Annotated in this window: 17 protein-coding genes; 7 read left to right on the top strand and 10 right to left on the bottom strand. The window is 69.1% G+C overall.

The genetic code is table 11. The features are described from left to right. The first annotated feature begins 10 nt into the window (after window positions 1–10). Window positions 11–559, top strand: a complete 549-nt coding sequence (locus DKM19_RS04770) for an ABATE domain-containing protein (RefSeq protein ID WP_239514080.1) — start codon at window positions 11–13, stop codon at window positions 557–559. Between the two features lie 471 nt (window positions 560–1,030). Beyond that, the gene (locus DKM19_RS04765) at window positions 1,031–1,927 is read left to right on the top strand and encodes an alpha/beta hydrolase (RefSeq protein ID WP_110694653.1); all 897 of its coding nucleotides are present in this window, start codon (window positions 1,031–1,033) and stop codon (window positions 1,925–1,927) included. Between the two features lie 170 nt (window positions 1,928–2,097). Here the strand turns inward: DKM19_RS04765 and DKM19_RS04760 are convergent, their stop codons facing one another. From DKM19_RS04760 to DKM19_RS04745, 4 genes are all read right to left on the bottom strand, one after another. Continuing rightward, window positions 2,098–2,742, bottom strand: a complete 645-nt coding sequence (locus DKM19_RS04760) for a hypothetical protein (protein WP_162641300.1) — start codon at window positions 2,740–2,742, stop codon at window positions 2,098–2,100. A 242-nt stretch (window positions 2,743–2,984) separates the two neighbouring features. Next, complete coding sequence (locus DKM19_RS04755; protein ID WP_110694651.1) at window positions 2,985–4,250, bottom strand: ABC transporter permease; 1,266 nt, start codon at window positions 4,248–4,250, stop codon at window positions 2,985–2,987. Beyond that, window positions 4,247–4,987, bottom strand: a complete 741-nt coding sequence (locus tag DKM19_RS04750) for an ABC transporter ATP-binding protein (protein WP_239514579.1) — start codon at window positions 4,985–4,987, stop codon at window positions 4,247–4,249. Before DKM19_RS04750 ends, DKM19_RS04755 begins: the two co-directional genes overlap by 4 nt. A gap of 134 nt (window positions 4,988–5,121) precedes the next feature. After that, entirely contained in the window at window positions 5,122–6,303 is a 1,182-nt protein-coding gene (locus DKM19_RS04745) for an HlyD family secretion protein (RefSeq protein ID WP_204358655.1), read from the bottom strand. A gap of 227 nt (window positions 6,304–6,530) precedes the next feature. On the opposite strand from DKM19_RS04745, the gene DKM19_RS04740 reads away from it, so the two are divergent. The 3 genes from DKM19_RS04740 (at window position 6,531) to DKM19_RS04730 (ending at window position 10,218) form a co-directional block, all read left to right on the top strand. Continuing rightward, on the top strand, window positions 6,531–7,337 hold the full coding sequence (locus tag DKM19_RS04740) for a response regulator transcription factor (protein ID WP_110694648.1): 807 nt from the start codon (window positions 6,531–6,533) through the stop codon (window positions 7,335–7,337). After that, window positions 7,327–9,144, top strand: coding sequence for a cell wall metabolism sensor histidine kinase WalK (locus DKM19_RS04735; protein WP_110694647.1), 1,818 nt, complete (start codon window positions 7,327–7,329; stop codon window positions 9,142–9,144). The genes DKM19_RS04740 and DKM19_RS04735 overlap by 11 nt, the downstream gene beginning before the upstream one ends. Window positions 9,145–9,351: 207 nt before the next feature. Then, on the top strand, window positions 9,352–10,218 hold the full coding sequence (locus tag DKM19_RS04730; protein ID WP_110694646.1) for an SDR family oxidoreductase: 867 nt from the start codon (window positions 9,352–9,354) through the stop codon (window positions 10,216–10,218). Here DKM19_RS04730 and DKM19_RS04725 read toward each other — a convergent pair. Together DKM19_RS04725 and DKM19_RS04720 are read right to left on the bottom strand one after the other, a co-directional pair. After that, window positions 10,215–10,919: a TetR/AcrR family transcriptional regulator gene (locus DKM19_RS04725; RefSeq protein ID WP_204358654.1), complete on the bottom strand. Its 705-nt coding sequence runs from the start codon at window positions 10,917–10,919 to the stop codon at window positions 10,215–10,217. The genes DKM19_RS04730 and DKM19_RS04725 overlap by 4 nt on opposite strands. Continuing rightward, window positions 10,912–11,760, bottom strand: a complete 849-nt coding sequence (locus tag DKM19_RS04720) for an oxidoreductase (RefSeq protein WP_110694645.1) — start codon at window positions 11,758–11,760, stop codon at window positions 10,912–10,914. The genes DKM19_RS04725 and DKM19_RS04720 overlap by 8 nt, the downstream gene beginning before the upstream one ends. A gap of 304 nt (window positions 11,761–12,064) precedes the next feature. Here DKM19_RS04720 and DKM19_RS04715 point away from each other — a divergent pair, with 304 nt between their 5' ends. Continuing rightward, on the top strand, window positions 12,065–13,996 hold the full coding sequence (locus tag DKM19_RS04715) for an ATP-binding protein (RefSeq protein WP_162641299.1): 1,932 nt from the start codon (window positions 12,065–12,067) through the stop codon (window positions 13,994–13,996). 235 nt (window positions 13,997–14,231) lie between these two features. Here DKM19_RS04715 and DKM19_RS04710 read toward each other — a convergent pair whose 3' ends face one another. Further along, the gene (locus DKM19_RS04710; RefSeq protein ID WP_110694643.1) at window positions 14,232–14,870 is read right to left on the bottom strand and encodes a TetR/AcrR family transcriptional regulator; all 639 of its coding nucleotides are present in this window, start codon (window positions 14,868–14,870) and stop codon (window positions 14,232–14,234) included. 146 nt (window positions 14,871–15,016) lie between these two features. Between DKM19_RS04710 and DKM19_RS04705 the strand changes: the two genes are divergently transcribed. Further along, a complete protein-coding gene (locus DKM19_RS04705) occupies window positions 15,017–16,657 on the top strand; it encodes an FAD-dependent monooxygenase (protein WP_110694642.1) in 1,641 nt (546 codons plus the stop codon). Between the two features lie 105 nt (window positions 16,658–16,762). On the opposite strand, the gene DKM19_RS04700 is transcribed toward DKM19_RS04705, so the two are convergent. From DKM19_RS04700 to DKM19_RS04690, 3 genes are all read right to left on the bottom strand, one after another. Further along, entirely contained in the window at window positions 16,763–19,684 is a 2,922-nt protein-coding gene (locus DKM19_RS04700) for a glycoside hydrolase family 3 protein (protein WP_110694641.1), read from the bottom strand. A 151-nt stretch (window positions 19,685–19,835) separates the two neighbouring features. Continuing rightward, the gene (locus DKM19_RS04695; protein ID WP_089211534.1) at window positions 19,836–20,651 is read right to left on the bottom strand and encodes a carbohydrate ABC transporter permease; all 816 of its coding nucleotides are present in this window, start codon (window positions 20,649–20,651) and stop codon (window positions 19,836–19,838) included. Further along, window positions 20,648–21,526, bottom strand: a complete 879-nt coding sequence (locus DKM19_RS04690) for a carbohydrate ABC transporter permease (protein ID WP_110694640.1) — start codon at window positions 21,524–21,526, stop codon at window positions 20,648–20,650. The genes DKM19_RS04695 and DKM19_RS04690 overlap by 4 nt, the downstream gene beginning before the upstream one ends. Between the last annotated feature and the right edge of the window lie 126 nt (window positions 21,527–21,652).

The raw sequence follows: 21,652 nt of genomic DNA, 5'->3' as shown, positions 1-21,652 counted from the left end.
GGCGGTTACGATGGGAACCGTGGACTTCACCTTCATCAGCGGCAACCCGGGCCTCGACCTCGCGGGGACCGTCGGGCACCGGCGACACGAGCGGTGGGAACTGCTGGAGTCGCCGGACGATCTGGCCCGATGGACGGTCTCGGCCGGTCTGCTCGACGCGCCGCCCCCCGTGGATCCGACCGCGCTCATCGCGGCGCGAGACCTCAGAGAGGCGATCTACCGGCTGGCCCGTGCGAGCTGCGACGGGACCGGGTACGGCCGGGCGGATCGCGAGCTGCTCAACCAGGTGGCGGCCGGAATGCCGGTGGGCGTCCGTCTCGGTGACGGGGCCTCCGTCAGGCGCGTGGGCGACCTGGCGACTGCGATGGCCACCGTGGCGAGAGAATCCGTCGTGCTTCTCGGCGGCCCGCTCGCCCGGGAGATCCGGGAGTGCGACGAGGAGCAGTGCACCCGCCTGTACCTGGACGGCTCCCGGCACCGTTCACGCCGCTGGTGCGACATGCGCGAGTGCGGCAACCGGGCCAAGGCCGCCGCCTTCCGCGCCCGGCACCGCACCTGAACCTTCCCCGGACGAGTGGCGACGGGAGAAGACCGGCCGCCGCCCGGCCGCCCTTCGACGACGGCCGGATCACCGCCCGGGCCGAGAGGACAACCGCGTTCTCGACGAGCCCGGTGATCTCGAGGTCGGGGACGTGACGCCGTTCGCCGTGCGCAAGCGGATATGCGCAGATAACAAATACGCCGATCCAACGTCATTTCCGCTGGCATAATCACGTGACGTCTCTGATCGCCGGGATCCGACCGCACTCGACGCGGGCTTTCTCGGGCATGCGCCGCTCGCGCTGTTCGACGGCGTCCCGGTCCGGCACGTGATCGGTCGAGGCGGCCGGTCCGGCAGGTGGTCGGTCAAGGCGGGGGGAACGGCCCGAGCGCTCGGTCCGGAGCTTCGCGGCGGCGCCGCCGAACGGCTGACGGCCGAACCCGGCCCTGGAAGATCACTTCTTATTCGGTCAAGGAGCGAAAAGCACTCGTGAACACGGATCAGATCGTCGTTCCCGTTCCGCGGACCCGCATCGGCGTCTACGGAGACGACTCCACTCGCTACGATCGGCCGCCCCTGCCTGCCATCTCGGCCGACGGCGTCCGGCACTACGCCAACATCGCGGTGGCACGGGTGTCCGGCTACCGCCCCCTGCACATGGACCTGTACGTGCCCCCGGCGGCCACGGCCGATCGTCCGTGGCCGCTGGTCGCCTGGATACACGGCGGAGCCTTCCGCGAGGGCAGCCGCACAAGCCTGCCCGACACCCTTGAGCCGGTCGGCTTCCACGAGCACCTGCTGGCGCGGGGATACGCCGTGGCCGAGATCGACTACCGGCTGTCCCGGGAGGCCGTCTTCCCCGCGCAGCTGCACGACGTGCGGGCCGCGATCGCGTGGCTGCGCACCTTCGCCGGAGAGCTGCACCTGGATCCTGACCGGTTCGCGGCCTGGGGCGAGTCGGCCGGTGGCATGCTGGCGGCTCTCGCGGGGCTGGGCGACAGGCTGGACGTGGCCCGCGTCCAGGCGGTCGTGGACTGGTACGGACCCTCCGACTGCACGGACGAGACGCGATCGGACCCCGACGATCCGGGCGTGTGGCTGCTGGGCGGGACGGCGTCCCAGAAGCCGGAGTCGGCATTCTGGGCCAGTCCGGTCAGGCAGGTGCACGACCAGGCGCCGCCGTTCCTGCTCATGCACGGCACCGCCGACTCCACCATCCCCTACGCGGAGAGCGAGAACCTCGCCGCCGCCCTCCGCGCCGTGGGCGTCCGCGCGGACCTGGTGCCCGTGGAAGGCGCCGGGCACGTGTTCAGGGGAGTGACCGACATGCTGACCCTGGTGCAGAGGTCCCTGGACTTCCTCGACGACACCCTCGCCAGAGGCTAGAGCGGTCCTTCGCTCTTCCCCGACGACGCCCTCGCCGAAGGTGAGAGCGGTCCCCTCGCCTTCCCGACGCCCTCGCCGGAACCGCCTCCCCGACGATGTCCTCGCCGGAGCCGGGACCGCCCTTCACCATCCGGCGGCCTTCATCCGGCGGCGGGACCGGGTGCGGGCGCCTACCCGCCCCCGAAGGCCTTCACCCGGCATTCGTCCTGGATCTTCTCGATGTCCACCCCATCCCCCGGGATGCTGTCGTACGTCCAGGAGACCGCGTTGGGGTCCGAGCCGGTGGCCGGAACGACGCGCACCTTGAATCCGTAACCCTTCATGCACTTCACCTGAGCTCTGACGTCGTCGGCGTAGTGCGGGTTCTTCTTGGGATCCATCTCCGGCGGCTGGAGCGGCACCTTGTCCTCGCACGCCTTCGTCGAGGCTTCCGCCGCCTTGAGAGCCGCGGCGCTGGGGGCGCTGTTCGTCTTGGCCGGCATTCCGTGGTTCTTCAGGCAGGTGGCGTACGCCTGCCGGTACTTCGTTATCTCCTCCGGAGAGCTGTCCAGACGCAGCTGGGGGCGTTTCGCGTCCGCGGCGGGTTTCTTCGGCGAGCCGGCGTTCGCCGTGCCGGAACCGCTGCCGGCGGCTTCACCGGGGGATTCGCCGACTATCGAGGCGACGCCGTCGTCCTTGGCTGCCGCGCTGCCGCCCGAGTCGGCGCCGCCGCACGCGGTGAGCAGGCAGGAGCCGGCGAGTGCCACGGCGGCAAGCCCGGCGGCCCGTTTCACGGGAGTCCGGGCGACGATGATGCGACCAGTGGGAAAAGTCATGCGCCAGACAGTGCAGGACCGATGTGAGGAACCTGTCAGGGACCGGTGAGATTTTCTTGTGCTCTCGGTCTTGTGCTCTCGGCAGAGCACGAATCGCTCACGGTGAGGCATCAGCGAACCTGGACCGGCCGCGGTGACCACCGAGGTTCACCGGATCCCGGCACGTCGTACGGCCCACGCCCCTTGATGACCCGCCCGCTGCCGATACCGGCGTTCGAGTACCGGCAGACCGGCTCTGCGGGTCAGGGGGCCGCCAGAGCCTCGGTGGGGGTCAGCCGTGACGCACGGATCGACGGGTACACCCCGGCCAGCACGCCGACCACCGCGGCGCCGCCGATCCCTCCGGCCACCGCTGCCGCGGGGATGACCGGGGGCCACCCCTGGTAGGCGGCGTAGCCGAGGGTCGCCGACACGCCCAGTACGGTGCCGATCACGCCGCCGAGCCCGGACAGCGCCACCGACTCGGTGAGGAACTGGGCGCGGATCTGGCCGCGGGACGCGCCGAGCGCCCGCCGCAGGCCGATCTCGCGCCGGCGTTCCAGCACCGAGACGACCATGGTGTTGGCCACCCCGATGCCGCCGACCAGCAGGGCGACTCCGGCCAGCCCGAGGAACAGCGCGGAGAAGGTGTTCTCGGTCACGCGTTTGGCGGCGAGGGCATCGGAAGGCCGGCTGACCTGGACCAGGCCGGGAAGCTCGGGGTGGAGGGTGGCGGGCAGCACCGCCCGCACGTCCTCCAGGGCGTCCTCCCGGGCCTGCACGTAGATGACCGTGGGGTGGCCGTCGAAGCGCAGGAGGTGGCGGGCCGCCTCCCAGCCGACCAGGACGGAGCGTTCTATCTCGGGAGCCAGCGGCATCGGGTCGAGGATGCCGATGACGGTGAACCAGTGCCTGCCGATGAACACCTGCGGGGGTTCCCTGCCGGGCGTCAGCTCGTTGATTCCCAGGCGGCCGGCCGCGACGTAGCCGAGAACCACGGTGGGAAACTCGTCGGTTGCGGCGCTGAGGAACCTTCCGGCCTGGACGGTCCCGTTGATCGCGTCGAGCAGGTCGGTCCGGCTCGCGAGCACGCTGATGCCGGCGGAGTCGCCGGCGTCCACCCGGTCCGAGCGGGCCAGGGCGGCGTGGGTGTTGGCGACCGCGCTCGCCACCGTGACGGGCGCGATGCGGGCGGCCATGCCGTCTGCCTCTTCCGGCAGCAGGACCGGCGGGTCCTGGTCGGGCATGGGTTCGGCGCGCAACATGTTGGTGCCGAGCGCGGAGAGCTCGTTGAGCAGGGCCTTCTGGCTGGAGGCCGGGATGCCCGTCACGATGATCAGGGTGGCGATGCCGATCGAGATGCCCAGGGCGGACAGCGCGGCCCGCGTCTTCCGGGTGCGGATGCCCAGCAGGCCGAGTCGCAGCACGTCGGTCGGCGCCAGCCGCATCGGCCGGCTCCGTGCCACGGTCGCGGAGGTGCCGTCCGCGCCGCTCCCCTGGGCCGGAAGATCTGGGAGAACGTCCGTCATGTCCTGCCCCCGCGGTGCGTGTCGGTCATGCGTGTCCCGCCCCCGCGGTGCGTGTCGGTCATGACTCGGCCGGCTCCGGAGTGCGTGTCGGTCAGGATGCGGCCGTCGCGGATCTCCACCCGTCGAGGCAGCCTCGCCGCGATGTCCCGGTCATGGGTGATGACCGCGATGGTGGACCCCTCGCCGTTCAGCGTGTTCAGCAGTTCGAGCACGGCCTGGCCGTTGGCGGTGTCGAGGGCGCCGGTCGGCTCGTCGGCGAGGATCAGCGCGGGCTCGTTGACCAGGGCCCGGGCGATGGCGACCCGCTGCCGCTCACCGCCGGAGAGCTGGTGCGGCAGGTGCCCGACCCGGTGGGACAGGCCCACGCGCGCCAGTGCCTCCAGCGCCAGCGGGCGACGCCTGCGGTGCGGCACCCCGGCGTAGAGCAGTCCTGTCGCCACGTTCTCGGCGGCGCTGAGCCCGTCGGTGAGGTGGAACTGCTGGAAGACGAAACCCAGCAGGCGGCCGCGCAGCGCGGACAGCATGCGGTCGGACAGGGTGGAGACGTTCTGCCCGCCGATCTCCACGGTGCCGCTGGTGGGCAGGTCGAGCGTGCCCATGATGTTCAGCAGCGTGGACTTGCCCGACCCGGACGGTCCGAGGATGGCGAGCAGTTCGCCTTCCTCGATCACCAGCGAGACGTCGTCCAGCGCGGTGACCCCGCCCGGATACACCTTGCTCGCCCGATGGACGCGCAGGACGGGTGTGGCCGATACGGACCCCGTACGCGCCGGATCAACGGGCCAGACGAGCGAGCCCGGCACAGACCCCGTACGCGTCGGATCAACGGGCGAGACCGGTGAGTCCGGCGCGGACCCCGTACGCGCCGGACTCATGAGCTCGTCACCACTTTCAGACCCGGCGTGATGCCGGCTCCGCTGACCTCCACCATCCCCTTGGCGAACATCCCGGTCTCCGCGGCGACCAGCTTCCCGTCGGGAAGCTGGAGGGCGTAGCCCCCCTCACGCAGGGCCAGCAGCGCGCCGACCGGAACGGCGAGCACGCCCCGCCGTACGTTGGAGGTGAAATTCACCTGCACCGCCGCGGAGTCCAGCGCCCTCACGTCCGTGCTCCTGTCCGGTGTGACCGTGACGTTCAGCTGCGGCGCACCGGATCCGCCCGGCGTCTCGTTGGTCCGCGTGTCCTTGCCGATCGCGGTGACCTTGCCGGTGATCTTCTTGGCGCTGGGAAGGACGATGGTCATCCGCGTGCCCGGACGCATCGTGCCCACGTCGGTGGCGTCCACCGGTACGGTCACCACCTTCTTCGTCGGAGTCACCGTCATCAACTCCTCCGCGGCCACGTCCCCGAGCTGAGCCTTCACCGAACCGACGCGGACCGGCCCGGGAAGGACGACGATCTGGCCGACGTCCAGCGTGCCGGTCGGCTCCAGCCCGGAGTTCAGCTGCCACAGCTTGAGCGCGGCGCCGAGGGAGGCGGTGAAAACGTCTCCCGGCAGGAGGAGTTTGTCCCTGCCGGGAAGGGCCGTCCGATACCCGTCTGACCTGGCCGCGGTGACGGCGGACGTCCGGGGCGGCAGAAGGCCGATGTCGTAGCCGAGTGCCTTGAGATTGTTCGCCACCACCGTCACGTCACGGCCCTGGACGCCTTCCTCGCCCAGCTTGCGAAAGAGCGGGGTGTCACCGAAGAACACCGTCACGGGCCGGTCGTCCACCCAGTACAGCGGCCTGCCCCTGAGCACCGAGGCGCCCGCCTTCGGCAACCGGGTGACCAGTCCGTCCCCCGCGCCCCGCAGGGGTTTCTCCACGCCGAAGCCCAGAGTGCCTACGAGCGCCTGGGTGTCCGACAGGTTGGTCCTGACCACGGAGGCGGTCGCCACCTGGGCCTTGACGGTTCCCGCCGTCTCCGGCTTCCCGCCGCGATCGGCCAGCGTGACCGCGACCACGCCGGCCGCCGCGACGGCTACCAGCGCCACCGCTCCGGCGACGACCGGCTTCCACCTTCGCCCCCTCCGCACGCTCTCCCGCGCGTCCGCGGCTTCGCTATTCGCCACCGAGGGCCTCCGTCCGGCAGTCCTCGCCGACGCTGATCCCTTCTGCGCGGGCACGTGACAGGCGGATGCGTGGGCCGAGGACAGAGCTCGGGAGTTTCGGCATGCCGACGAGGATTATCCGGAGATGTTAGGAACCTGTCAGGAACTCATGGTCGTCCCGTTTTTTCGCCTCGACCGAGGGCCCACTGGGCGGATAGCGGTGTCCAGGCCAACCTAAGCTCGGCGATATGTGCGCATATGTCCTGGTGGCGGAGGACGACCTGAAGCAGGCCGAGCTGGTCCGTCGCTATCTGGAGCGGGAGGGCCATACGGTCGTCGCCGTGCACGACGGGCGCTCGGCGCTGGACGCCGTCCGCCGCCGGCTCCCCGACCTCCTCGTGCTCGACGTGATGATGCCCAAGGTCGACGGGCTGGACGTGTGCCGGATCCTGCGGGCCGAGTCGGACCTGCCGATGCTGATGCTGACCGCCCGCACCACCGAGGACGACCTGCTGCTCGGTCTCGACCTGGGCGCCGACGACTACATGACCAAGCCCTACAGCCCGCGCGAGCTGATGGCGCGCGTCCGCACGCTGCTCCGGCGGACCCGTCCGGTCGCCGCCGGGCCCGATCCGGTGCTGAGGGTGGGTGCGCTGGCGGTGGATCCGAACCGCCACGAGGTCAGCGTGGAAGGCAGGCGCATCGAGTGCACTCCCGGAGAGTTCGAGATACTGGAGTTGCTGGCGACGCAGCCCGGCCGGGTGTTCACCCGGGAGCAGATCCTCGGGCATCTTCACGGTTTCGACCGCTACATCACCTCCCGGACCGTCGACGTGCACGTGATGAACCTGCGCAAGAAGGTCGAACCGGAGCCGCGCAGGCCGGTCCGGCTGGTCACCGTCTACGGGGTGGGCTACAAGCTGACCGGCGGCACCCAGGATCCGGAGGACGCCGAGAACACCGGAAACGGCATGAGCGGCATGGATGGCCGGCGGGGCACGGTGGACACCGGAAACGGTGTGAACGACCGGCAGGGCCTGCACGATGCGCCGTGACGTACCGCTACGCCGCAGCCTGCTCATGCGGCTGCTGGCGGTGTCGGTGCTGGTGTCCGTCTGCTCCATCGCGGCGACCGTCTGGCTGACCGTACGGGGCACCACGGTGGCGATCCAGCAGGAGCAGGGCCAGGCGCTCGCCGACGACGCCCGGGTCTACGACGCGCTCCTCGGTTACGCGGCCGGCCACTCCGGCTGGAGCGGCGCGGACCAGACGGTACGCCGGCTGGCGCAACAGACCGGTCACCGGATCACGCTGACCACCGAGGACCGCAGGACGGTCCTCGACTCCGACTCGGGGCCGTCCTCGCTGCCCGCGAAGCCGACGGCGGTCATCGAGCCCCTGTCCGTCGACGCCGCCCTGACCACCGGCTCGCCGTCCGACCGCATCGATCCGCGCGCCGTCGGACCGTTCAAACTCCCCCGCCGCGAGCGTGACGAGCTGCGCACCGCCGCCCTGCGGCGCGCCGCCTGCCTGCGCGACACCTTCAACGCCGTCACCAAGGTCGTCGAAAGTCCCAGCGGGCGCCCGCACGTCGAAACCCCCAACCTCGACCCGGCTCTCTCCAGCAGGTGCCCCAGTCCGCTCCTGGACGGCTTCGCTCCCACCGAGTTGAAGGCGCTCACCCAGCTCAACAAGCTTGTCAACACCTGCCTCGCCCACCGGGGAGAACCCAACGTCAAGCTCGGCCCGGACTTCACCTGGAGCTGGATGCGCACCCCGGTCCCGGGCAACGGCCGGACGACATCCGGCCGCTCGGCCCCTCCCGCGCAGGATGGCGAGGGGAGCGTGCCAAGCTGCATCACCAACAGCAGGCACGAGCAGCTCGCGCCCTACGTCGCGCCGACCGTGCTTCTCTTCGTCAGCAGCCGTGGTGGCTCCGCATCGACGATCTTCGACTTCTCGCCGGCCAACCAGATCCGCATCGCCGGGGTCACGGCCCTGGTGTTGCTGATCACGGTGACCGTCACCGTCCTGGCCGGCATCCGGCTGGTCAGGCCGCTGCGCGCGCTGACCGGTGCGGCACGGCGAATGGAGGAGGGAGAGGTCCCGGCCCGCGTCAAGGTCACGGGAGCGGACGAGATCGGCAAGCTGGCGACGGCCTTCAACGCCATGTCGGAGCGGCGCGAGCAACTGGAGAAGCTGCGCAAGGCGATGGTCAGCGACGTCGCGCACGAACTGCGCACCCCGCTCAGCAACATCCGCGGCTGGCTGGAGGCGGCCGAGGACGGAGTCGTCGCTCCGGACCGGGCGCTGATGTCCTCGCTTCTGGAGGAGGCCCTGCTTCTCCAGCACGTCATCGACGACCTGCAGGACCTGGCGGTGGCCGAGGCGGGTGAGCTGAGGCTTCATCGAGAGCGTGTCAACACGGCCGACCTGCTCGCCCAGGTCGCCACCGCGCACCGGGGAAGCGCGGACACCGCGGGCATCACGCTGTCGACGAGCTCCGAAGGCGATCCGGAGCTGCTCGCCGATCCGGTACGGCTACGCCAGGCGGTGGGCAACCTGGTGTCCAACGCGATACGGCACACTCCCGCCGGCGGCACCGTCAGCCTGCGTGCGCGCGAGGAGGGCGACCAGGTGGTGATCGACGTCGCCGACACCGGTGCCGGCATCACCGCCGAGGATCTGCCCCTGGTCTTCGAGCGGTTCTGGCGAGCGGAGAAGTCACGCAACCGGCAGACCGGCGGCAGCGGCCTCGGCCTCTCCATCGTCCGCAAGCTCGTGGAGGCGCACGGCGGCACCGCCTCCGCCACGAGTGTCCTCGGCAGGGGCTCGGTCTTCACCCTCCGGCTGCCCGCCTGAACGACAGGCTCGTGTTCCGTGACTCCGTCGACGCCGATCGGGGAGCTCACGAGCCCTGCCCGCCTCTGCGCAGGTCGTGTCCCGGTGGCGGCGGAGCCGTAGGGCACGCCCCAGGGCACCAATCCAACCGTCTGGTTTAAATTTGCCGACCCGAGGGCTACACTAAAAAAACCATCCGGTTGGATTAAATATGTTCAAGGGGAAGACATGAGCACCAGGACCTGGTTCATCACCGGCGCCTCGTCCGGCTTCGGTCGTGCGATGACCGAGCGGCTGCTTGAGCGCGGTGACCGCGTCGCCGCCACCGCCCGGAAGCCGGAGCGCCTGTCCGATCTCGCCGAGAAGTACGGCGACCGCCTGTGGACGGCCGCGCTGGACGTCACCGACACCGCGACCCTGCGAGCCGTCGTCGAGAAGGCGTTCGCCGACCTCGGCCGGATCGACGTGATCGTGTCGAACGCCGGCTACGGGACGTACGGCGCGGCCGAGGAGTTCACCGACGAGGCCATCGAGGCACAGATCGCCACCAACCTTCTCGCGCCGGTGCAGCTCACCCGCGCGGTGCTGCCGTACCTGCGCGCGCAGGGCGGTGGCCGGATCGTGCAGCTGTCCAGCGCGGGCGGTCAGGCGGCCTTCCCTGGCGGCAACCTCTACCATGCGACGAAGTGGGGCATTGAAGGATTCTTCGAGTCCGTCATCATGGAGGTGGCCCCGTTCGGCATCGGGATCACGCTGGTCGAGCCCGGGGTCGCCCGGACCGGGTTCGGGCACTCCCTGGATGTCGCCCCGGCTCTCGACGCCTACGCGGACACCCCCGTCGGGCAGATGCGCCCGTACGTCGAGGCCCCGGCCGGCGTCACCGCCAACGGGCCCGGCGACCCGGACAAGATCGCCGACGCCATTCTCGCCTCGGTCGACGTCTCACCGGCCCCTCGCCGGCTCACCCTCGGCAGCGACTCCTACCAGTCCGTGCACGCCGCGCTGACCGGTCGCATCGAGGAGCTCGAAGCGTCAAAGGACCTCGCGTTCTCCACCGACTTCGCGGATTCGCAGGCGACGGAGTGGGCGTCCTAGACCTCGGAGCCCGGAACGAGGCCCGTCGAGCCCGCCGCACGTTGATCTCGATGCGGCGGGCTCTTCGCCCGGAGTCCGTTCAGCGCGGCCGCGGAGAGGGCGTCGGCCTCCGACCTGACGAGCGGCGCGTGGCCGCTGAGCAGGCGGAAGATCAGCGGGCCGAAGAGGAGGTCGGTCGCCGTCTCGACGTCGATCCCGGCGTCCACCTCACCCCGCTCGATCGCGCGCCGCCAGAGCCGGCCGATGGCCTCCCTCCGGCTGGCCAGGAAGAACTCCCGGAAGTATCGGGATCCCTCGGGATCGGTCACGCAGGCCGCGAGCAGCTGCGCGAAGATCACCCCGGACGGGCTCTGATAGAAGTCACTGACCCTGCGGACCTGCTCGGACAGGTCCTCCAGGGCGTTGCCGGTGTCCGGCAACGGGACGGCGTCGCCCATCTCCGCGCCGAACGCCTCGGCCGCGACGGCGATGCGGCTGGGCCAGTGCTTGTAGATGGTCGCCTTGCTGACGCCCGACCGCGCGCTGATCGCGTCGATGGTCGCGGCGGGCAGACCGCCCTCGGCGAGCAGCTCGCGAGCCGCCGTCAGCACGGACCGCTGTGCCCGGAGGCTACGCGGCCGGGTGGACCGGACCGCCTTCATCGGGGCCGTCCAGCCCACCTGATCGAGCCGGCCGGGCCGGTCCGCCTCGGCATCACGCATCCGGGGCGCCGTTGCCGTAGTTCGTCGAGACCGACGCCTCTCGCCACATGTCCAGCTCGTACTGCACGAACTGGATTTTCGCCTCGACCTTGGCGACGGCGTCCACGCCGAGCTGGATACGCAACGGGGGTTCGGGGACCGAGGCCAGGTTGACGATCACCGCCGCCGCCTTGGCGGGGTCACCCGGCTGCGTGTGGTTGCGCTCGCCCACGCCGTCGCGTATCGCGCCCGCGGTCTTGGCATAGTCGTCGATGACGTCCTCCGCGGCCCGCAGGCTGGAATCGTCCAGGAAGTCGGTCCGGAAGGCTCCGGGCTCCACGACCGTGACCGACACGCCCAGCGGGGCGAGCTCGATCCGCATGGACTCCGACAGGCCTTCGATCGCGAACTTTGTGGCGCCGTAGATGCCCAGGCCCGGCCCCTGCGTGAACCCGCCGACGGAGCCGATGTTGATGACGTATCCCGAACGCTGCCCGCGCAGCACCGGCAGCACGGCGCGGTTCACGTTCAGCAGCCCGAAGACGTTGACGTCGAAGACCGCGCGGACCGCGGAGTCGGACGCCTCCTCGACGGCCCCGAGCAGACCGCGCCCCGCGTTGTTGACCAGCACGTCGATCCTGCCGAAGCGCTCCACGGCCTGTGCCACGGCCTCGTGGGCCTGACGCTCGTCGGTGACGTCCAGGGTGACGACGAGGAGCTCGCCCCCGGCGTCCTGGAACTCCTTCCTGGCCGTCTCGGCGTCGCGCACCGCGGCGACGACCTGCTGGTCGCGCGACAGCGCCTCCCGGACGATCTCCGCACCGAGCCCCCGCGAGGCCCCGGTGACAAACCAGACGCTCATGCTCTTCTCCCCCCGAAGTCTTAGATGGCCCTGACCTGGGCGGCCCGCGAAGGTCGCTCCCGATGGCGAACGATCCCGAGGCCTCCGCTGGACGACCAGCGATGGTCGCGACCCCTCCAGAAATAAAACTGAACGTTCAGTTCACTATACGACGGCACCCCAAGGATCAATGCACCACCTCTCATGTCAACGGAGCGAGCAGTTGGAGAGGCGCGATCATTTGACGGCGTTCCCCTCCTCTGACCAGCCGCTTCGTTTAGCAATCTTGCGCATGATTTCGCACGCCGTCTGGGATAGTGACCGTGTGAGTACCGTTCACATCGAGGCCAAACCGGATCATCTCCTCCGACTCGCCCGCCTGAAGGATCCCGTGGGCGCGGTCGCGGAAATGATCTGGAACGCACTGGACGCAGAGGCCTGTCACATTGCAGTCGACCTTGACGTTAACGAGCTGGACGGCGTCGAGTCGGTCAATATCACCGATGATGGCCACGGGATGCCGAGCGCCTCCTGCGGGAGCTATTTCGGCGGCCTGGGCGGTTCATGGAAGACCAAGGCCAAGGTCTCACCCGAGCTGAAGCGCGGCTTGCACGGTCGTAGCGGGCAGGGCAGGCTCCGCGCGTTCGCGCTGGGAGAGCAGGTGCGCTGGGTCACGGTCGCGAAAGCGCTCGACGGCCGAATCGAGCGCACGGTCATCGGCGGGACAATCGACCGGCCCGCTGATTTTGATATCTCCGAGCCAGAGTATGTAGACGATCCGTGTGGAACGCGGATCGAGGCATTGGTGCCCGCGGATTTCGTCAAACGCCTGGTCCAGGATGACACGGCTCAGCAACTCGCCTCGACTTTCGCACCGTTCCTCGCCGCCAACCCTGATGTGACAATCACCTATCAAGGGAAATCGTTGGATCCGGCCACCGTCTGGGCTGACACGGCCCAGTATCCGGTGTCATGGCCAGACCCCGGCGAATATGCCGAGCCGCTGCTTCGCGTCATCGAGTGGCCCAAGGATGTCGGCCGAGTCCTGGCCCTCTGCGACGCCAACGGCGTGGTGCTGGATGAGATCTCCCCGGCAATCCAGGCTCCGGGATACCACTTCACGGCCTACCTCCTGTGGGATGGGTTCGTCGAACGGCGGGGCGACCTACCGATGGCGGAGATGGATGAGATCGGGAGCCTCTTGGAGGCCGCGCGGGAAAAGCTCCGTGGGCACTTCCGACAGCGCGACCGGGAGCGCAGAGCCAGGCTGATCCAGGAGTGGAAACGCGAGGAGGTCTATCCCTATTCTGGGGAGCCCGCCGAACCCGCACAGGCGGTCGAACGACAGATGTTCGACGAGGTGGCGACCACCATCGCGCGCCGTCTCCCAGGTTCCCAGCAGAACCGGAAGACCACCCTCCGGCTTCTCAAAGAAATCATCGCGCATGATCCAAGTGGGCTCTATCCGGTGTTGGACGAGCTTTTTCGCCTGCCGCAATCGGAGCAGGATGAGCTTAAGAGGCTTCTCCAACGGACAAGCCTCTCCGACGTAATCAAGGCGACCGGACAGGTGGCCGACAGACTGGATTTTGTCGCCGCGCTCAAGAAACTCGTCTTTGAACCGGAGATCAGCAGAACCGTCAAGGAGCGGAGCGAGCTTCACAAAATACTTGAGCGCGAGACATGGGTGTTCGGAGACGCGTACGCATTGATGGTCAGCGACCAGAGCTTGGACGCGGTGCTCATCCGTCACTTGAAAGCGTTGGGACGAGAGTCCGAAACAGATCGGCTCGACCCGGTGCGTAGGGAGGACGGTCGACAGGGAATCATCGACCTCATGCTGGGCAAGGCGCGTCGAGGAAGTTTCGGCCGCGAGCATCTCGTCGTCGAGCTCAAAGCCCCCAAGGTGAAGATCGGTCAGACAGAGGTCGGTCAGATCAAGAGTTATGCCCAGGCCGTCGCCGACGATCCCCAGTTCCGGGATGCACGAGCCACCTGGGATTTCTGGATCGTCTCCACAGAAATGGATGACATCGTCCGGCGAGACGCGACAGCCCCGAATCGGCCACCCGGTTGTATCGCCGAGTGGGAGGGTGGCGTCCGTATCTGGGCGCGAACGTGGAGCGAGATCGTTGACGACTGTGAGGACCGCCTCCATTTCTACCGCGACCGGCTGAATCACGATCCAGCCACGGAGCACGCGCTGGAGTATCTCCGGCGAGTTCACAGCGACGTCATGCCGGAGGCGGTCGCGTAGTAGTCGCCCATCTACGGAGGCAACCGACCGAGCCGCAATCGCCACGTTGCGCGTCGATGGGCAGCATCTGCGGCACCGCGACCTTCGCCCACACGACCCCACACATCTCGGCGGCGATCGATTTCAGACACGAGCCTGGCTCCTCGCACGGCAAGTGCGAGGACGTGACCGCATCCCGGGCGCGGAGCTCGGTTCGTCCGTTCCGGCGGACCGGCCCCGGTAGGCGCCGTCGCGTTCAGCGGGTCCGGTAGCAGCGCAGCCACATGTCGACGCCGTCGTCGATGATCGTGGCGACCTCCTCGTCGGAGAGCTCGCGCAGGCCGTACCGGGACTGGCTGATCGCCTCGTTGAACACCAGCATGACGAGCTGACGGACCGCCAGATCCAGATTGTCCACGTCGAGGACGCCGAGCCGGACCTGCTGCTCGATCTCCTCCCTGAGGGAGAGCTCGAAGGCGGGTCGCGCCTGCGTCCACTTCTCCATCAGCTCGGGATGGCGCATCTGCTCGATGAAGACCAGACGGCGGAACGCGGCGACGTCCCCGCTCAGGTTCAGGCGCACTATAAGGCGGAAGACCGCGCGAAGATCCCGGTCGATGTCGCCCGTGCCCTCGAACTCCTCGGCGAACGCGGTCGCCGCGGCCTCGATCGCATCCTGCTGGACCGCCTGGACGACGGCCGCGAACAGCTGTTCCTTGCCCTCGAAGTGGTTGTAGATCGTCTGTTTCGACGTGCCGGCCTCGGCGGCGATCACCTCGATGCTCGTGTCGACGTAGCCGTGCCGCAGGAACACCCGCTTGGCGGCGTCGACGATCAAATGCCGCTTCGCCGGGCGACCGGGGCGGCGGGCGGGCACTTGACTTTCTGGACTCATGAGTCTAACAATACCAAATATTAGTTAGAACGAGCAGTCCAAGTATTCGGTACGCCGTCCCGGCGGGAGCCCCTTCACCCGCACCGTCCCCGGTACCTGGTCCTGTTCGCCATGCCCTCATCCGAGTGGAACGAGCAAGGAGAGCCATGAAGACCACCGATGTCGTCATCGTCGGCAGCGGCCCCAACGGGCTGCTGATGGCGTGCGAGCTCGCGCTGGCCGGCGTGCGTCCCGTCGTGCTGGAGCGCCTGCCGGAGCGGAACACGTCACCCAAGGCCAACGGCCTGGTCGGCCGCGTTGTGCAGATGCTGGACTACCGCGGTCTGTACGAACGGTTCAGCCGGAGTACGGAACCACCGACGCCGGCCCCCTACTTCCAGTTCGGGGCCCTGTTCCTGGACATGTCCGAATGGGACGGCAACTCGCTGTACACGCTGCCCGTCCCGCAATATCGCATGGAGGAGCTGCTCGAACAGCGCGCGCACGAGCTGGGGGTGGAGATCCGGCGCGGGCACGAGGTGACGGAGCTGGGCCAGGATGCCGACGGGGTCACCGTCGACGTGCGAGGGCCCGACGGCTCCTACCGGCTGACGGCCGGATTCCTGGTCGGCGCCGACGGCGGGCACAGCGGCATTCGCAAGCAGGCCGGCATCGGGTTTCCCGGCATCACCGACAAGAGCTTCGTCGGGCGCAGCGGGCAGGTCACGATCCACCCGCCGGTGGCCGTCCCGGGGACCGGCGAGCTGGAGGTGCCTGGCCTGGGACGGCTCTGGCCTGCGACCTTCACCCGTACGGAGAACGGCGTCTTCGCCTTCGGGATGTTCCAGCCGGGGGTCTATCGGGTCTCCGTCTTCGAGTGGGACCGGCCGGCGGCCAAGGACCGTGCGTTCACGCCGGTCGAGGACCTGCGCGAGGCCGTCAACCGGGTCCTCGGCGTCGACGTGCCGATGAGCGACCCGGCTGACGGTCAGGGACCCCCGCCGGTGAGGGACACGAACGGCATCAACTCACGGCTGGCCGACCGATACCGGCAGGGGCGCGTTTTCCTGGTCGGCGACGCCGCGCACGTCCAGTCCGGAGTGGGCGGTCCGGGGCTGAACCTGGGCATGCAGGACGTGATCAACCTGGCGTGGAAGCTGGCGGCCGACGTCAACGGCTGGGCGCCGGAGGGCCTGCTGGACACCTACCAGAGCGAGCGGCGCCCGGCCGCGGAAAGGGTGATCATGAGCAGTCGCGCGCAGACCGCCCTGCTGTCACCCGGCCCGAACATCACCGCGCTGCGCGAGGTGTTCACCGAGTTGCTGGGCGATCAGGGCAACGTGCGGCGCATCTCGAACCTCATGTCCGGGGCGGACGTCCGCTATGACATGCGCTCCGACGGCTCCGCGCATCCGATCACCGGCGGCTGGATGCCGAATCTCGCCCTGGCCACCGAAAACGGGCCGACCAGGGTCGCCGACCTCATGCACGCGGCCCGGCCGATCCTGCTGGACCTGGCCGGCCGGGCCGATCTGGTGGAAGCGGCCTCGGACTGGGCGGATCGCGTGGACGCGGTCACCGCGACCTGCGAGGACCGTCCCGCGGACGCCGTACTGATCCGCCCGGACGGGTACGTCGCGTGGGCCGCCGCCCCAGGCACGTCCGGCGGGGCGGACGCGCTGCGGCAGGCCCTGCGCACCTGGTTCGGCCTCCCGGTCCAGGCCACCTCCCTTACCGGCGCCGACCTTCACCAGGCGAACCCGGCACAGCGGCCTGCCCACCGCGCGACGCAACGGCCTGCCGGGTGACCACCTGCGTCAGCGGCAGTCCCCGCCCCTGGCCGATGAGGTCCTGCGAACCTTCCGTACGGCGCGCGCCCCGCCACCCACGTGGCGCGAGCCGTACGGAAGGGGTCAGCGGGTGAAGGCCAGGTCCTTGAGGCGCAGGGCGCCCTTGAAGACCAGGTAGAGGTCGTGCCTGCCGGCGGCCCCGGAGACCGGGGCGGTGGCCGTGGTCCACTGGTAGACGCCGCCGGTGGCGGTCACCGGGACCGTGGCCACGACCCTGCCGGTCGGGGAGTCGAGGCGGACCTCGACGGAGGAGGCGGCGGTCGCGGCGACGCCGGCCCTGAAGCCGGTCACGCCCCTGCCGAGGTCCACGTCCTCGAACGCGATCCACTCGCCCGCCGAGCCTCCGACCGCGTCACCGCGGACCTTGGTCTCGTCGACCAGCTCGACCCCCGAGTAGTCGTCGAAGTCGGCCGCCCGGGTGACCCTGGTCAGGTCGCGGTCGGGGATCTTCTCACCGTTCACCCGTACGGTCACGCGTCGGCGAATCCTGTCCGAGGAGGAGCCGACCAGGATGTCGTGGGTGGACGGCTCGACCGCGAAGCGGCCCCGGGTCACATCCCACAGAGCGAGGTCCGCGGTCCTGAGCGAGAGCCGTACGACCTTCGACTCGCCCGGCGCGAGGTGCACCCGCTGGAAGCCGCGGAGCTGCTTGACGGGCTGTTTCACCCGTGACGTCCGCTGGTGGGTGTAGAGCTGGACGACCTCGTCGCCCGCCACGGGACCGGTGTTGGTCACGCGGACGCTCACCTCGTAGCCGTCGCCCTTCGCGACGGCCTTCAGCCCCTGGTAGCCGAAGGTGGTGTAGCTCAGGCCGTGGCCGAAGGCGTAGAGCGGGGCGCCCTTGCCGTACAGGTAGGTCGAGCCGGTCTTGATGATGTCGTAGTCGAGGATGTCGGGCAGCGCGGCAGTGCCCTTGGGCCAGGTCTGGGTGAGACGGCCCGCCGGGTTGACGTCGCCGTACAGGACGTCGGCCAGGGCGTGGCCGGTCTCGGCTCCGGCGTGGGTGGTCCACAGGATCGCCGGCACCTTCTCCTGGAGCCGGTCGATGGTCGTCGGGTAGCTGTTCTCCAGCACCACGACGGTGTTCGGGTTGGCCCTGCGGACCGCCTCGACCAGCGCCTCCTGGCCTTCGGCGAGGTTGGTGTCCATCCGGTCGTGGGCCTCGCGGCCGTTGATGAACGGCATGCTGCCGACCACGACCACCGCCACGTCGGCGCTCTTCGCCGCCGCGACGGCCTCGTCGATCCCGCTGCGTACGGTCTCCTTGGTGAAACGGGTGGCGCCGGCGGCCGTCGTCAGGCTGAGCGTGCCGTCGGCCGCCGCCCTGACGTAGGTGTCCGGGCCGAACCAGGACTCGGCGGTCTCGTATCCGGCGTATCTCAGGAGCGTCGTCCCGTCGGCCTGCGCCTCAAGCTTGAACTGTTCCTGCACGAACCAGCCGGTGGGCTGGTCCTGGTTGTTGACCAGGGTGGACCAGTTCGCCCGGCTGACGTACTTGCCGTTGGCGACGCTGCGCAGGGTGACGATGCCCTGCCCCCAGTCGAAGACGTCGAACTGCTCGGTCGCGCCCGCCGCGGTCGCCGACAGCTTGAGGTCGGCGCCCGCGCCGGTGCCCGCAGTGAGATATCTGCCGTCGGCCTTGAGCGCGATCCGGTCGACGCCCTCGGTGTCGACGGTGGCGGCCCGCTCCTTGATGCCGTCGAGCGGGGTGACCCGGTAGGGCAGTTTGCCCGAGTACCAGTCGGTGTAGAGGGTCTTGGCCAGCGGCCCCACCACCGCGACCTTCTTCGACGGTTTGAGGGGCAGGGTCCTGTTCGCGTTCTTGAGCAGCACCGCCGCCTCCGCCGCGGTCTGCCGGGCGAGCCCCTGGTGCGCGGGGGTGTTGACCGCGGCCTTGGTGATCTTCCCGTACGGCCCGCCGTCCGGATCGAACTCACCCAGCCGGAACCGGATGCTCAGGATTTTGCGGACGGCTCCGTCGATGTCGGCCGGGGTGAGAAGGCCCTGCGACAGTGCCGCGTTGACCGAGCTCACCGTCGGGGCGGCGTTGGTGTCGTCCACCGTGAAGCTCTCGACGCCCGCCTTGATCATCGCGGCGGCGGCCTCGGCCTGGGTGGCGTAGTAGGCCTGCGAGCCGGTGAGGTTGTTCGGGCCTCCGGCGTCGGAGACGTTGAACAGGGGCCTGTCGGTCCAGGTCCCGACGGAGGAGTTGAGGTCGGTGACCGTGGCGGGCCGCCCGTTGATCCGGTTGTAGGCCGTCATGACGCCGGTGGCCGCGTCGGCCTCGACGGCGGCTCTGAAAGCCGGGATGTCGTACTCGTTGAGAACGCGCGGGCGCAGGCTGGAGGAGGTGGTGTCCCGCCGGACCTCGTTGTTGTTGGCCAGGAAGTGCTTGAGCACCGGGGCCGCCCTGAGATGGTCGGGGTCGTCGCCCTGGATGCCCGAGCCGTACGCGGTGGAGATCGCCCCGGTGAGCAGCGGGTCCTCGGAGTAGCCCTCCTCGTTGCGGCCCCAGCGCGGGTCGCGGAGCAGGTTGACCACCGGCGCCCAGAGCTGCAGGCCCCAGAGCCGGGGGTTCTCCGCGTGGTAGCCCCGGGCCTCGTCGCCGACGGCGGAGCCGACCCGCTTGATCAGGTCCGGGTCCCAGGTGCTGGCCAGGCCCACGGCCTGGGGGAAGACGGTTCCCTCCGCGGTCACGACGGCGCCGCCGTTGTCGATGTCGGTGGACCACGCGACGCCGTGCAGCGCCTCGGTGCCGGTCTTGAACAGGCCGATGCCCAGCCGGTCCACCGCGGGCTGGTACTGGTGGAGCCAGGAGACCTTCTCGGCCAGGGTCAACCGGCCGAGAAGGTCGTCGATCCGCTGGGTCAGGGGCAGCGCGGGATCTCGGAAGGGATACTCGTAGGCCGCCTGGGCGGGAGCCGTGGTCAACCCCAGGGTCAGGGTCAGTACGGCCGCCGCCACCAGTGACGTGCGAAAGGACATTGCGCCTCCAAGGTCAGGGGGTCGAAGCGCTTCGGGTTCGGGACGCCATACGCCCCTGAACGGCGGGTGGTGTCACGAGAGATTGCCTGCGGGGTTGCCTACGGATCGTTTCCTGCGGTTGCTTACGGGATGTCGCGCGTGGTCGCGGGAACTACTTGATCGCTCCTACGGTCACGCCGCGGGTGAGGGTCCGCTGGAAGATCAGGAAGAAGGCGATGGCCGGGAGGATGCCGAGCAGCGCCGAGGCGCTCGACATCGTGGCGTCCATCATCTTGTCCCCCTGCAGGACTCCCAGGGCGACGGGGACGGTCTGGTTGTCGTTGGAGATGAGGAAGACGAGGGGCAGGAAGAACTCGTTCCAGGTCCAGATGAAGAAGAAGATGAGCAGGACGCTCAGCGTCGGCCTGCTGATCGGCACCACGACCTGCCACAGCGCCCGCCACTTGCCCGCCCCGTCCAGGGCCGCCGCCTCCAGGATCTCGCGCGGGAACCGGCTGAGCACCGAGGAGAGCAGGTAGGTCCCGAAGGCGCTCTGGATCACCGTGAAGATGATGATCACTCCGAGCCTGGTGTCGTAGAGGCCGACCTGCTTCGACAGGTAGTACAGGGGGTAGACCAGCGCCTCCTGCGGCAGCGTGTTGGCCACCAGGAACACGACCAGGATCCACATCCGGCCACGCACCCTGCCGATGCCGAGCGCGTAGGCGTTGAGCACCGACAGGACCGCCGCGAGCACGGCCACCGAACCGCTGATCAGCAGGCTGTTCCAGAGCTTGCCGCCGAAGTTCACCCGGTTCCAGAACCGGACGATCCCATCGAGGTAGAGCTCCCCGGGCAGGCTCAGCGGCCCACCCGAGGAGTAGTCCGCCGGAGACTTCACCGCGTTGAGCGTGACGATGACAAACGGCACCAGCATCACGACGGCCAGCACGACCAGCGAGACCAGGACCGAATATTTCCGGATCATGATTCCCTGTCCTGAATCCGCAGGAAGAAGACCGTCACCATGATGATCACGAGGGTGAGCACGGTGGCGATCGCCGAGCCGTAGCCGACGTTGGCCTTCTCGAAGAAGTTCTGGTAGCTGAAGTAGGACGGCACGAGCGTGGCCCCGCCGGGGCCGCCCCGCGTCAGGACGAAGATCGGTCCGAAGACCTTCAGCGCGGCGATCGTGCAGGTCAGCAGGACCACGTAGATCTCCGGCCGGATCTGCGTGAGCGTGATGTGCCAGAACCGCCGCCACCACGACGCGCCGTCCATCTCGGCCGCCTCGTACAGCGTGGGGTCGACCCGCTGCAGCCCCGACATGAAGATCACGACCGGGTAGCCGATCTGGAACCACACCATGATCGCCATGACGCTCGGCAGCGCCCAGGCGGGGTCGCCGAGCCAGTTTCTCGGTTCCATCCCCAGGAGCTTGAGCAGCTCGTTGAGCGCCCCGAACTGCGGATGCATGATCCAGCCCCAGACGATTCCGGCGACCGCGACCGGCAGGACCTGCGGCAGGTAGTAGGCCGCCCGCAGCACGCTGGCCGTACGGGGGCCGAACTTCTTGCCCACGTAGTCGAACAGGGTCGCCGCCAGGACCAGCCCGATGATCGTCGGGATGATCGCCATCGCCACGATCAGCGCGACGTTGTTGCGGAAGGAGGCCCAGAACCGCTCATCGGCGAGGAGCCGCGTGTAGTTGTCCAGGCCGATCCACTTCGGCGCGCCGATCCCCTGCCACCGGGTGAACCCGATCCCGACGTTCATCAGGAACGGCACGACGATGACCGCGGTGAAGAGCACCGCGCTCGGTAGGAGGAACACCCAGTACCCGCTGCTACGAGACCTCTTCATACGAGGACCTCTCCATATGTTTCTGTGCGTACGGGTCCGTGCCGCGGCGGAGCGGCACGGATCTCGAAAAAAGGGCGGTCACCGTCGTCCGGCCGGCAGCCGACGTCCTGCCGATAACCGACGTCC

It is taken from the genome of Streptosporangium sp. 'caverna', from assembly GCF_003203775.1.
Lineage (GTDB): Bacteria > Actinomycetota > Actinomycetes > Streptosporangiales > Streptosporangiaceae > Streptosporangium > Streptosporangium subroseum.
The sequence above is the reverse complement of the archived record's forward strand: the minus strand, read 5'-3'. Positions and strand labels throughout refer to the sequence as shown.